At 45.1% G+C, this 14,013-nt stretch carries 10 protein-coding genes; 4 read left to right on the top strand and 6 right to left on the bottom strand.

What is annotated here, in order from left to right; genetic code table 11:
* Window positions 1–77: 77 nt before the first annotated feature.
* Window positions 78–1,292 (top strand): glucose-1-phosphate adenylyltransferase, encoded by a 1,215-nt coding sequence (glgC, locus tag ViNHUV68_RS18700; protein WP_391090631.1) that lies wholly within the window; start codon window positions 78–80, stop codon window positions 1,290–1,292.
* Between the two features lie 66 nt (window positions 1,293–1,358).
* Here the strand turns inward: glgC and ViNHUV68_RS18695 are convergent, their stop codons facing one another.
* Entirely contained in the window at window positions 1,359–4,511 is a 3,153-nt protein-coding gene (locus tag ViNHUV68_RS18695) for a chitinase C-terminal domain-containing protein (protein ID WP_391090629.1), read from the bottom strand.
* Between the two features lie 373 nt (window positions 4,512–4,884).
* The gene (locus tag ViNHUV68_RS18690) at window positions 4,885–5,769 is read right to left on the bottom strand and encodes an AraC family transcriptional regulator (protein WP_038176519.1); all 885 of its coding nucleotides are present in this window, start codon (window positions 5,767–5,769) and stop codon (window positions 4,885–4,887) included.
* Between the two features lie 143 nt (window positions 5,770–5,912).
* Between ViNHUV68_RS18690 and ViNHUV68_RS18685 the strand changes: the two genes are divergently transcribed.
* Entirely contained in the window at window positions 5,913–7,061 is a 1,149-nt protein-coding gene (locus ViNHUV68_RS18685; protein WP_391090627.1) for an iron-containing alcohol dehydrogenase, read from the top strand.
* 116 nt (window positions 7,062–7,177) lie between these two features.
* On the opposite strand, the gene ViNHUV68_RS18680 is transcribed toward ViNHUV68_RS18685, so the two are convergent.
* A complete protein-coding gene (locus ViNHUV68_RS18680; protein ID WP_038176517.1) occupies window positions 7,178–7,699 on the bottom strand; it encodes a GNAT family N-acetyltransferase in 522 nt (173 codons plus the stop codon).
* Window positions 7,696–10,602 (bottom strand): TMAO reductase system sensor histidine kinase/response regulator TorS, encoded by a 2,907-nt coding sequence (gene torS, locus ViNHUV68_RS18675; protein ID WP_391090625.1) that lies wholly within the window; start codon window positions 10,600–10,602, stop codon window positions 7,696–7,698. Before torS ends, ViNHUV68_RS18680 begins: the two co-directional genes overlap by 4 nt.
* 80 nt (window positions 10,603–10,682) lie before the next feature.
* Here torS and torT point away from each other — a divergent pair, with 80 nt between their 5' ends.
* A complete protein-coding gene (torT, locus tag ViNHUV68_RS18670; RefSeq protein WP_391090623.1) occupies window positions 10,683–11,687 on the top strand; it encodes a TMAO reductase system periplasmic protein TorT in 1,005 nt (334 codons plus the stop codon).
* A 12-nt stretch (window positions 11,688–11,699) separates the two neighbouring features.
* Window positions 11,700–12,155 carry a methylglyoxal synthase gene (locus ViNHUV68_RS18665; protein WP_038176514.1) on the top strand — a complete coding sequence of 152 codons (456 nt, stop codon included), beginning with the start codon at window positions 11,700–11,702 and terminating at the stop codon, window positions 12,153–12,155.
* 462 nt (window positions 12,156–12,617) lie between these two features.
* On the opposite strand, the gene ViNHUV68_RS18660 is transcribed toward ViNHUV68_RS18665, so the two are convergent.
* Window positions 12,618–13,265, bottom strand: coding sequence for an HAD-IA family hydrolase (locus tag ViNHUV68_RS18660; protein WP_038176512.1), 648 nt, complete (start codon window positions 13,263–13,265; stop codon window positions 12,618–12,620).
* A 166-nt stretch (window positions 13,266–13,431) separates the two neighbouring features.
* Complete coding sequence (locus tag ViNHUV68_RS18655; protein ID WP_391090620.1) at window positions 13,432–13,941, bottom strand: flavodoxin; 510 nt, start codon at window positions 13,939–13,941, stop codon at window positions 13,432–13,434.
* Window positions 13,942–14,013: the final 72 nt, after the last annotated feature.

Here is a 14,013-nt window from a genome sequence, read left to right as displayed (position 1 = left end):
CGTTTTGTTGTTGGCTCAATTCTTGAACTACGCTTAATACCTACATTTCTTCCTCGACGCGCTATATGGAGATACTCATGCAAGATGTACTCACCGTTATATTAGCTGGCGGTATGGGTTCACGATTAAGCCCCCTAACTGATGACCGTGCCAAACCAGCTGTTCCATTTGGGGGCAAATATCGCATCATTGATTTTACCCTTACTAACTGCCTTCACTCAGGGCTACGCCAAATCCTCGTACTGACCCAATACAAATCGCACTCATTACAAAAACACCTCCGCGATGGCTGGTCTATTTTCAATCCAGAGCTCGGGGAGTTTGTCACCGTTGTTCCTCCACAAATGCGCGGTGGTGGTAAATGGTACGAAGGGACAGCGGACGCGATCTATCACAATCTGTGGCTACTGGAACGCAGTGAGGCGAAACATGTGATTGTTCTATCTGGCGATCATATTTATCGTATGGATTACGCCGAAATGTTAAAGGCTCACATTGAAAATGACGCCAAACTGACCATCGCCTCGATGGCCGTCCCTCTCAAAGAGGCGTCGTCATTCGGAGTGTTGTCGATCAACGAGAAAAATCGGGTAGAAACTTTCAGTGAAAAGCCCCAGTCACCTCTACCTATGCCCAATAATAGTGAAAAGTGTTTAGCGTCGATGGGGATTTATATCTTCGAAATGGACACCCTGCGCCGGGTTCTACGCCAAGACGCTAATGACCAACAATCGTCACATGATTTTGGCAATGACGTCATTCCAAAACTAATTGATGAACAACAAGTTTATGCTTACAACTTCTGCTCTGATCGAGGGCGTGTGGCGCGCGATTGCTATTGGCGCGATGTCGGCACGATAGATTCATTTTATCAAGCCAATATGGATTTACTTGAACCCGTTCCCCCGATGAATCTGTATCAACCCAATTGGGGGATTCGAACCTATGAAGCTCAACTACCGCCAGCGCGCACGGTTTCTTCGGCGACGGGGAATGAAGGCATCTTTATTAACTCGATCATCGCCAGTGGTGTGATTAATTCAGGCGGGTCAGTACAACACTCAATTATCTCATCCAACGTGCAGATTGAAGACAGCGCAACGATCGTAGACAGTATTTTATTTGACAGTGTCAACGTTGGTGAAGGGTGTAAATTAGTTAACTGTATCATTGATAAACACGTTAAGATCCCAGCGCACACAGAAATTGGATTGAATCGAGTCGAAGACGCGAAACGCTTCCACATTTCAGAAAGCGGCATTGTTGTTGTCCCTGAGAGTTACCAGTTCTAAGACCGCAAAAAAAGGCCTTGGATAAACCAAGGCCGTCAGTTTATTTACCAGTTACGAGCAAATGTGTTACGAGCAAGGAACCTCATTCCAGAACCAGTTTGACTGAGTCGGTGACTCCCACGTTCCTGGGCTATTTTGCGCGACAAAACACTTACCGTTGTACGAATAGGTTTCACCGTTCGTCGCTTGAGTGACACCAGGCTGCCAAGGTGTCACACTACCAGAGCCAGTATCTCCGCCGGTATCGCCACCGTTGTCACCGCCTGAAGGATCACCGTTCCCTACAGATAAATCGGCAACAGGCAAATCCGGTTGTTCGAACTTAAAGGCGTAATCGACTCCGCTGAGATTGACTGAATAATTGGCCGGTCCCGAAATTGGCAAGTAATACACCATATCGAGTTCATAACTACCACCAGCGGGTAACTCTTTCCATGCCGGAAGGCTGAACGCAACTCGGTGCATCGTACCGTCTAAACCACCAACGTTATTTGATCGTGAATGACCCGATGCGATGACAGCCAACCCGCCTCCGGATTGATCTTTGGCATTGTCTGGCGCCGAAACCGGAATATCAAATTGGAACTCAGTCCCACCAGGAATTGCTTGACCAGTATTATTAGTAAAGGTCACTTTCGGATTGATTGGGTAGTTTTGATCGCCGACTTTAAAACCACCAATTGCCACAGCAATATCAACCGTTTCACTTGCAATCGCATTGGTTGCAACTTTATTGCCATATGGGGTTGCTGATTTAAACTTGTCGTACATCGCTTTGGTCATGGTGTTACCCATGTGGTATTCACCGTTACCGCTCTGACACGCTTGCTCAGTGGTATCAACCGCGCCACGTTGACCGTTCGCATCGAGTACATAACAGTTATAGTCGCCCGCCAGCTCCCAGAACATAATGCCGCCAATTTCTTTGTCGATAACGTAGTCAGCTTTAACCGATACCGATGCTTGATCTTCGGTAGAAAGGAATACCCCCTTCTCTGCGTTCCAAAGCCAAGGCGCAACGGCTACGCTGTCATAGTGGCGAGAATAGTTCCCCACTAAACGATCATCGGCATTATTGACAGGATCAAGATTATACGCCTGAGCATACGAACCAAAAATACCGTTCTCGAGGTTCTTCGCATGCCACATTGGACCTGATCCCGCCCCCATTTCGTTACCTTTCGGATCGGTATCGTGCCACATGTTATCAATGCCTATTGCGCCGTTACCACAATTGTTCTTTTCGCCTTCACCGGTACCTTGTGGACACTGAGTTTGATCAGGAAGCGCGGCTCGTCCCCATAAGCCATTGGTGCCACCCGTCACGCCTTGCCAACCACGCGTATAGTAAGGGACACCAATATTAATACGGCCCGCTGGCATTGAGCCACGGAAATAGTGATAAGCCCAGTCAGTATTAAGATAACCAATGCCACCATATGCAGCCGTACCATAAACGTTCCATTGCGCTAACTCTGAGTCTTCGCCTGTATCGTACAATGCTGCGTTATGGCCGACATGATCATTCCAAGCGCCATGTAAGTCGTAAGACATGATATTGACGTAGTCGAGGTACTTCGTGACATCAAATGTTTCCATACCACGTAACAGATAACCCGATGATGGTGCAGCAATCGTCAGCATGTAGTGGTTACCATCTTGCGCTGAAGCAACATCCAATTTTTCACGCAGCACTTTCATCAACTCTTGATAAGATGCCCACAAGTATTGACGACGAGGTTCCATGAAATCTTTATCGTATGGATTTCCCGCGCCAGCCATAGAGGTCGGATACTCATAGTCGATATCTAAGCCGTCAAATTGATAAGTGCGCATCATTTCAACCGCTGATGCGGCAAATTTCTCAATACCGGCATGGTTGATTGAACCGTCAGCATTGGTGGTCATGGTATAGAAGCCGCCATCAACAACACGATTACCATCTGCACCAAAGTGACCACCCGTTTCAGCCCAACCACCAATAGAAATAAGTGTCTTGACGTCAAAACGTTTTTTGTAGGTCGCTAACGCACCAAAGTGGCCTTTGAAACCCAATGTAGGGTCAATCTCTACCCCTGGCCACTCTTTACCCGTTGCGGCGTTATTCGGATCATTCACATCACCTAGGTTAACCTTACCGTCAGAACCTATGCCAACAAAGGCATAGTTGATGTGTGTTAACTGTTCCCATGGAATATCTTTGACTAAATATGCCGCTTGAGGATCGTCTCCTGAACGCCAACTGGTGAAGTAACCAATGACACGCCTTGGATGATCGGCGCCCATTAATTCGCGACCTTCTTCATCGTAGGTAGTGCAGTAAGGGACATCAATACCTTGAGTTTGATACAAGCCATCAGGGCGACAGTTTGACACCGTTGGTAAGCCATTAACTTTGAGACTTGCAGATACCGAGTTTGTGCTCGCCCCTACGTTGTCGGTTGCTTTGGCATAAACAGACATAGTGCCGGAGCTGGTGGTGGTGTAGTCTAAACGATAAGGCGCTGCCGCTGCGCTGCCGACTAGTGTGCCAGCAACATAGAAATCAACCTTATCAATGGTGCCATCGCTGTCAACGGCATTGGCCGATAAGGTAACCACACTGCCGACATCAACAACTGTTGCAGACAAAGTAAGCTCAACGTTCGGAGCTTCGTTACCGGGCGTTGCACTATCAACAAGAATGTCAACGCTACTTAGTACACTGGTTGCACCTTTATCATCGGTTGCCACTGCACTAATTTGATGCGAGCCCACGCTAGCAACCCATGATGAAACATAAGGTGCACTATTCGCTTGTGCAACCACCACTCCATCAAGTAAAAACTCAACGTTAACCACCTCGCCATCTGTGTCTAGCGCATCGGCCGATAGGGTCACTACCTCACCTTCGCTAAAAGCAGCGTTGGCTAATGGCGCCGTCAAACTGATCGTTGGGGCTTGGTTTGACGCCCCTGTGTCACAACTGCCTAGATTCTTCCAGTGTCCCCACTCACCTGAGGTTTGTAGCGGATCATTTCCTTGCGTCCAATAATTCGCTTGGTAAGCTTGACCTGAATGTGCGACCTGATCACCCGTGTTGTAAATTGTTGCTGAGTCCCAATCACCCAATGGGGTGCAATCAATCGCTGCGTAACTGTTGAACGCCATCAAACACGATGCGCTAAGCGTACTCAGAGTAAAAACTCTCTTAGCCATGTTCACTTTTGACTTATGCATTTTGTTCTATCCTTAAGTTATTGTTTAGAAATATTAAATTTGTTCAATTTCGTATTGGACACTTAAAACACTTCGTGAAATAACATTAGATAAGATCGAGAAAATAACACGATAAGAATCGTGACAATCCAAAATGCCTCGCAAACAGAGTGATCTCATTTGCAACAACATCACACTTATTTTGTATCGATAACTAATATTCGATTTAATTCGAACGATAAAAAATAAGCCTCTTCATTTCAACATAAAGAGGCTTATATCTAGAAGATTGACTAGATCTCCTATAGGGGTAACGAGAATAATTCTCTTTGCTTATGCTACTCAAACTAAAGAAAAAAAACACAGTAAGAGTGTTAAAAACCATTTCCCTATTTTAACCAACACTGTTTTCGGTCGGTGTTAAGTTGAAATGACGTTTGAATTCACGCGAGAACTGCGATGTGCTGTTGTACCCGACTAAACGCGCCGCATCTCCCACCTTTACACCTTCTAATTGAATTAACTCACGCGCTTTATTGAGACGAACTTTTTTAATGTATTGAATCGGTGACGCCAATGTGACGCTTCTGAATGCTTGATGAAACGCGGAAACACTCATATTGGCGGTTTGGGCAAGATCTTGCACTGTGACTGTATTGGTGTAGTTCCTATGCAGATAATCTAATGCTTTAGCCACGCGCGCGTAATGACCTTCATGACGCGCCAAGTCAAACAATACGTGTCCTTCTTTACTCATCAGCGCACGAAAAGTGACTTCTTCCATTAAGCTATCGCCCAAGATTGAAGCCTCTATAGGGTTACACAGCGCTTTCATTAAACGTTGACACACATCGAGCATTTCATTGTCCATTGCGACTGATTTTAAACCTGACTTAGCTCCTGAGTCTTTACATGGATTGTAGCAACCTCGCGTTTCAAGCTTATTAACTAGCCGATGTAAAACTTGTGCGTCAATATCAATACTCAATCCTAGCAAAGGTTCACCATTATCAGTGATCGCTTCACACTCAAGCGGCATAGGTACACCGACCACTAAATAGTCATCGGGGCCATAATGTACAGGTTGGTTACCAAGATAGATGTTTTTAGTCCCTTGGCCCAAAACAATCAAACCGGATTGATAAACGAAAGGCTGACGTTGATTACCTTGACTGCTGCGGTAGAAATGAACGCCGTCGATTTCCGTCGTGGTGATCCCTTCTAAATTCGATAGATTTTTTTGCTCAACATAGAGCTTCATCCAATCAGCCAAAGACATAAGTAAATACTCTCTTTCATTAAAAAATAGAAATAGGCAAAACATTCAGAGAAATTGACCTTTATCTAGACCAAAGTCAAGACTAATATGCATAATGAAGTTAAACAATACATTCCAACACGGAAGCAAGAGGCAAAATTACCATGCAATTTTCCTACGTAAATCCAACACAAATTCATTTCGGTCAAGGCCAAATCAAAACGATTGAATCGGTGATTCCAACCGATCAGAAAGTTTTGGTGATCTATGGTGGTGGCTCTATCAAACGCAATGGCGTTTATGACCAAGTCAGCCAAGCACTTGCTCATCATCAATGGTCTGAGTTTTCTGGTGTCGAGCCAAACCCGACCAAAGAAACCCTCGACAAAGCTGTCGCGATCGCCAAAGAACAAGACATTGACTTTATTCTTGCTGTTGGTGGTGGCTCTGTTATCGATGGTTCAAAATATGTCGCCGCTGCCGCAAAATATGACGGTGACGGCTGGGACATTATGGTTGGCAAACACCAAGTGACAGCAGCCATTCCAATTGGCGCAATTCTAACCCTACCCGCGACGGGTTCTGAGTCGAATATGGGTGCGGTGGTTACCAAAGCTGAAACTCACGATAAACTTCCGTTTATGACGCCTCATGTGCAGCCTAAGTTTGCCGTGATGGATCCTGATGTAATGAAAACGTTGCCTGAAAAGCAGTTGATCAACGGCATCGTTGACGCGTGGGTACACGTGTGCGAGCAGTACCTGACCACTGACCACGGTGCAATGGTTCAAGACGGTTATGCTGAAGCATTATTGCGTAACTTAAAGACACTGGGTGAACAATTTGACGCTCGTGATAACGATCAATGGCGCGCTAACCTGATGTGGACAGCGAACCAAGCTCTAAACGGTCTGATCGGTTCGGGTGTTGCGCAAGACTGGGCAACGCATATGATCGGCCATGAGTTTACCGCTCTTTGGGCAGTCGACCATGCGAGATCATTGGCTATTGTACAACCTTCGCTATTGCGTAATCAGTTTGCCGTGAAGCAAGCCAAACTTGAGCAAATGGGCAAAAATGTCTTTGGCTTTGCTGACTCTGACAATCTAGCTGAAGAGACCATTAAAGCAATAGAGGCATTCTACTTGTCGCTTGGTGTCGATACTCAGTTTAATGGTTATCAGGGTACTAAGCAGGAAGCGGTTGATACTGTTGTTAAGCAATTAGAGCAACACGGTATGGTAGCTTTAGGTGAGAATCAAGCGATTGATTTAACCCAAAGTCGCAAAATCCTTGAGCTTGCGATTAGCTAACACTAATTCAGCTCTAAGTAAAAAAGCAGCTTACGCTGCTTTTTTACCATCTTAGCTCAACAAAATACGATCATAGGTTAATAAAAGTTCACCTAACCGTGGTCTGACATTGTTGATTAAACCTGATAGCAATAAATCAGGTCATCGTAATACTTGCCGCCAATCTGATAAGCATTTTTTTCTCGCTCTTTGAGAGAAAAACCCGCTTTTTCAAGAACTTTACATGAAGCGACATTACCATCGGTGACAATGGCGTTAACGATTGTTATCGGTAGTTGATTTGCTGCATGTTGGATAAGCGTGATCAGAGATTCTGTCCCATAGCCTTTACCATGAAACTCTGGCAGCAAAAGATAGCCGACTTCCACTTGCTGTTGGTTTTGTTCAGAAACACATAATCCCGTCACACCAATCGCCTCTCCCGTCGTCTTCTCGCGAATCACTAAACACAACCAATGTTTGTCTGGCCAACGCCATACAGGCAAACGCGATTCAAAACGCTGACGAATTTCGTCAGTCGTCGGTTTATCAAAAGCATAGCGAATCACTTCATCATCTTGATGCAGTCTTTCGAACAGTGACCAATCTTTCGCGGTGATGGGGTTCATTACCAGTTGTTTGGACTCTAAATGATTCATTCAACCTCTGTGTTTAATGTTTTGTGTAAAGCCTGACAAGAGGCAAAAACAAGTTCGCGCAAATTGTGTTGCTGATCGTGGTAACTTTTCAAAGGGTGTGACGCCGTCTCAATGTTCAAACACAATTGAAACAACGCACCCAAACCTAGGCTGCCTGCAGAACCTTTAAGTTTATGCGCCAATTGAATGACCTGCTGTTCATTGCCATTATCGTAAGCATACTGTAACTCGGCGCAGATCTGCGTTGTCCCTTGTTCAAACAACTGAATAAGGTCACGCATTTTATCTTCACCCAACACCTGTAAATCAGCCAATACCACGTTGGGGTTAATGATCTCAGTGTCAGTTGGCACCTCTACATTGACTGGTTGATGACGATCTTGTTCCAACTGTAAGCTTTTGCCATCCAAACTATTTTGAATCATCTGGCACAATGCACTTTTATCAATAGGTTTGGCCAGGTAACCATCAAATCCTGCCGATAAATAGCTTGCTACTTCTTCGTTGTAAACATGTGCTGAGAGTGCAATCACTGGTATTGCCCTGTTAATGTTCCCACTCTTCTCATTCTGTCTAAGTTCTGCAAGCAGTTCTACACCATTGCAATCTGGCAGATTGATGTCAAGCAATGCAATGTCAAATGATTCACGGGCAAACATCTCTTTCGCACAGGCACCATCAACAGCGGTTTTAACTTCATGTCCCATGCTGTTAAGAAAACCTTCTGCGACCATGCAGTTTACCGGGTTATCTTCCACCAGCAGCACTTTTGCTTTAATGCTGCAGTCACGGAGTGCTTCAACCTCTCGTACCTCTTCACCTAACTGTAATGGCACAGTAAACCAAAAACGACTGCCATTGTGGCGTGTTGACTCAACATAAAGTTGCCCGCCCATCGCCTCTACAATTCGCTTACTGATTGCGAGCCCTAGTCCCGTCCCCCCTTTGATCGCGTGGCTCGGTCCGGCTTGGGTGAAAGCATCAAACAACGTCGGCAATGCTTCTTCAGCGATACCTATCCCCGTATCGCTTACTTCAAACGTAATATTTTGCGGCATCTGTGGATCACATGCGACATAGATATCTACATGACCGCCTTCAGTAAACTTAATCGCATTACCGACGAGGTTGTTCAATACCTGACTAATTCGATTAACATCACCCAGCCAAAACTTGGCAACATCGCTTTCTATCAGATTACTAAGCTCAATCGATTTTTCCTGCGCACGTCCATCATGTAGACGGGTAATGTCATCAATAAGCGCATACAAATTAAAATTCACTGGGCGGATTTCTAAATGACCAGCTTCGATTTTTGAATAATCCAGCACATCATTAAGAATGGCCAGTAAGTGAGTTCCGCTACGATTGATCACATCAACATAATAACTTTGCTGGGGGTTGAGACCGGCATCTTTCAACAGCTGTGCGGTGCCCAACACACCATTCATAGGCGTTCGGATTTCATGACTCATGGTGGCAAGGAAAGCGCTTTTAGCTCGACTGGCTTGCTCTGCGGCCCTGCGAGCATGGGCATGATTTTCAACTTCTTCATTCAAACGTAAATTCGCCAGCTGTAGCTGCTGAGTTCGCTCTGCAACCAATTCTTCCAAATGCTCTTTATGCTCTTGGAGCTCTCGTTTCGCTTTTGTTTCGCTTTCAGCAACAACCTTGAGTGCTTTCGCGGTGTTCCGCGCGGTGATGATCGCGTGGCCCATATGCGCGAGCTCATCGTTGCCCTTAATGTTTAACTCAACTTGCAACTGACCTTTGGCAATAGACAGTAGCGCATAGGAATACTCCGCAAGACGTTTTACGACCGAGACATAGACGACCTTCCAAACGATCAAAACGACGATCACCATGCCTAATACAGTAATAATAGTGAGCGTTAATTGTGCGTAGTCGAGAGTGGTTTTTAATTCGTCGACCGCACGCGTTGTGGCCAAATTCGACTCATCAACCAATTTATTTACTGTTGTGTTGAGCGTGGTAAATTGCGTCAAGGTATCTTGCATTAATTGTTGAGCATTGCGCTCATTCTCATCGCGACGCACAAGCAGATCAAACACGTCCGAGTGTGATTGTAGCTTGACCAGTAAATCAACCATTTGCATCGATCGCGTAGGATCTTCAACCGCGTTCACGCGACGTTTCATAATCTTTAGGTTGTGTTTGAACTCATCGGCAATAGTACGGATACGATTGATATCCGACACTGTGCGTGTTTCTTCAATATGATTGAGTAATTTAAATGCCAACAGATGAAATTCGTGCAAACGTTCTGCAAGGTCGAGATCGACTTCAACCAAGGCATCGAGCGCTTGATAAACATCTTCAACATCTTGCTGTTCGAGCAGAGAATAAATATGGGTCACATTGGCAACCGCAATCGTTGAAGTATTTGCAACTTGTGTGCGAGTTAACTGCTCCAGCTCTTGCGCGAAATCACGTAGTTGCTCGGTTTTCACGACAAGATGTTGATTTAACACCAAGCGTTTCTCTACTGCGATCCCCAGTTTTGCTAAGGTATCGATGACACCTTGTACGTTATTCTCAAGCCTTGCCAGCAACTCAGAGTCGAATGAGTCTGAGCCAAGTTGTTTAATGTGCGTTAATAGCGACTCCAATCGGTTAAACAATTCTTTACCCGATTGTTGACGCTGAACTTCTGTTTTTGCATTAGATAACGTTTGGACCGAAGAGATGATTTTTGAGCTCAATACAGATACCTGTCGCGCTTCTAGCATCGACGGAATAGCCGAGTTAACGACATTGCGCTCCGTTTTCGCCACCGAACTAAAGCCAAACACACCAATTAGCGCTGATGTTAACACCAGTAGCGCCATAGCAAGGAAGGCCAGTAATAACTTACGTCCAATACTGGCTTTAGCGAGTAACATTGAGATTCATCACTTCTTAACTTTTCGATAATAGGTTATATTTTGCAGTGTTTATGCTGCCTTTACCAACGAATTACTGCATGCCTTTGATCTTCACAACTAAATTATACACTCGACTAATGGCAACCTTACTGTTGACCTGTTTTGCCGTGTCAACAAATGCCGCCGAGCGTATCTGCGCCGTTTATCCACACCTGAAAGACTCCTATTGGTTGTCGGTTAATTACGGTATGGTTGATGAAGCGCGTAAGCAAGGTGTTGATTTGCGCGTGTTAGAAGCAGGTGGCTACCCCAATATTGATAAACAGAGAGAACAACTCGCACTGTGCACCCAATGGCAAGCCGACGCGATCATACTCGGCACAGTGGCACCGGATGTGTTTGCCACCACGCTGCGTCAAGAGGTCAACGATATTCCCGTATTCGCGACCGTGAATAAACTCATTACAGATAAATCCAATCGATCCATCGTCAAGGGCGAAGTTGGTGTCGATTGGTATTGGATGGGTTATTACGCCGGTGAGTATTTAAAAAGCCAACACCCATCTGGTAGCGGTATTACCTCTGTTGTCTTGTTGCCCGGACCACAATCTAGCGGTGGAACCAAGCCCGTGATACAAGGCTTTTATGCAGCGATTAAAGACAGCGATATTGTGGTAAGTGATACTTACTGGGCTGACAATGACAAGGAGTTACAACGTAACCTTGTTCAGCAGGCGATTGATGTTAACAATGTACGCTACATTGTCGGCAGTGCCGTCGCGATTGAAGCCGCTATCAGCGAACTGAGAAGCAGTGGTAACAGCGGGTCGATTGGTTTGGTCTCAACCTACTTAAGTCACGGGGTTTACCGAGGATTACTGCGTGGTCGAGTAGAATTTGCCCCAAGCGACAAAATGGTTGAGCAAGGTCGTTTGTCAATACGACAAGCGGTCCATTACCTACGCGACCTGCCATATGAAAAACAAGCAGCGCCGATTATCGAACCACTAACACCACTGCGACTTAATCCTGAGGTGATCTCCGAGTCTTTATCACCTTCAGAGTACCGACCTACCTTTTACGTCTATAACGAAAACAATTAGGAATAATTATAAATGGAAAAAACAACGCGCACTCTACCTGCACACAAACATATCGCCCTTGTTGCGCACGACAATTACAAACCTGAGCTACTGCGCTGGGTGACAGAAAATAAACATAAGCTTCAGGGGCACTTTCTTTACGCAACTGGCACAACTGGTCATATGCTGAGTAAAGAGACTGGGCTTGCAATCAAAAGCATGATTAGTGGTCCGATGGGCGGCGACCAACAAATTGGTGCGCTGATCTCTGAATGTAAAATAGATGCGCTTATTTTCTTTTGGGATCCACTCAATGCCGTTCCGCACGATCCTGATGTAAAAGCACTACTGCGCATCGCCAGTGTATGGAATATTCCTGTCGCGACCAATCGCGCGACCGCTAAATTCATCATTGAATCGGATTTAATGGAGCAAGAAGTGGTCATCGAGATCCCCGACTACACGGCGTATTTGGCCGAACGTACTTAAGTTCGATTTTTTTGCCCGCGTGAATCGCGGGCAGATTGATTTAACAGTTAACATAAAAGTAACGTATATAAGCATTTTTTAATATATGAATTGCTTCCCATTCTTGAGTTAATTCTCGGTGAAACGCACTTTTTAGAATGCGATTAGACTAAGATAGAATGATTAAAAGCTAGGCATTGGATTCGCCTAAGCTAAAAATAATTAACGATTAGATTATTATTATCTTGCTGCTGAGAATTTGACTATGAATGGTAACCCTACCGAACAAACAACCTTGTGCTGCCCGCTATGTGGTAGCCAAGAATATTTACTATCGGAAAGCGATAATATGTTGTGTGCAGAATGCGGTTCATTCTTTGAAAGCGTAAGTAAAATCCCCCCTGCACCGACTGAATTAACGCATCGCACCAAGTCTATTAAGTTTATCAGTCTACAGTGCCACTAGGTGTGTAGATTGTTTTGCTAAAGCACTTGCTCTAACTGCCGCAAATTGTCGATGGTCTGCATCGCTTGGTCGTGGCCTTTATCGTTAAGACCGACTAATTGCACGGTTTTCACACCCGCTCGGATCCCTGCTTCAAGGCCCTTTGGGGTATCATCAATATAGATGCACTCCTCAAGCCTAAACCCCATAGTCATTGCACTGTATAGCACTAAATCTGGTTCAGGTTTCCAACTGTTGGTATCAAATGCCGAGAATATCCGGTCTTCAAAATAAGGCAATAATCCGGTGAGCTCTAAACTTCGTCTAATTTTTACTTTCGGCCCATTAGAGGCCACACAATATTCGATACCGTGGCGCTGCAAATAATCAAGCAGCTCGAACACACCATCCATCGGCTTAAGCTTCTGTTCAAATAGCGCATCTAAAATCTCTCGATATACCGGCTCAAGCTTATCTATAGAGACGTTTACTGCGAGACGTTGCTTGGTCGCACTAAGAATATCAGCCAACTTGCCACCTTCGAAGTGTTTGATGGCTTCATCCATGCTCAGTGTGGCGTTGAATTTTTTAAATGTGGCGCACAAAGCAAGGCAACACAGTCTTTCACTGTCGACCAGTGTTCCATCACAATCGAAGATCACGCATTTAGCCCGAGGCTCAGTCATCCGTATTATCCTATCTATTGCCGTTAGCAAATAATAAGATACAAACAAGACAATGAAATGATGTGCTTAACAGTTTGTTGGATATCCACGGTTTCAAGCTCAGAAGTTTAGGCTAAATCACTGTTTGGCTGGGATCGATTTAGCACAACACTCGCAGGAGAATGGATTAACGCCTCACCTCAAGCAAAACTTGGTTAGCCTGCTCGACAATATCTGACAACTTAGCGGTCAGCGCCGCAACAAATCCTTGCTCACTCGTTTCGCTGTGTGCGCTAACGATCAGATCAGAGATCAACAAGCTTTCATCAGCATAAGTGACGATCGCCGCCGCAACTGGCTCACCCTGTCTGAATCCAATATACAAATTACACGGCGGTGAATAGATTATTTGAGTAAGGAATTCAACTATCAGCTCTTGTTCACGCTCTTGTGACCAGCGTCTGGCTTGAAGCAACGCAAACATCACGGTTAAGCGATGAAAGTCCACTTGGAAAATATCGTCCTGATTAAACTCATTACTCAAAGGTTGATCGGATGACAAAGCGACAAAATCACGGTGAGAAAGGTCGTCTTTGTACAATGCCATTCCTGCGATACTTTCTTTGGTCGGAAATTCAACCTCCACTTGCTGATAAAGCCATTGGTTTTTGATTTCAGCGATCTTAGGTATCGACATGATAGGAATTAAGCCTGTTGCAAATTCAAGAAGTGTGTTGGAAGCTTACTCGATAACCACTTGAGGTCACAA

It is taken from the genome of Vibrio sp. NH-UV-68 (assembly GCF_042940635.1).
Classification (GTDB): domain Bacteria; phylum Pseudomonadota; class Gammaproteobacteria; order Enterobacterales; family Vibrionaceae; genus Vibrio; species Vibrio pacinii.
Note: the sequence above shows the minus strand (reverse complement) of the source record. Positions and strands in the feature narration are given on the sequence as shown.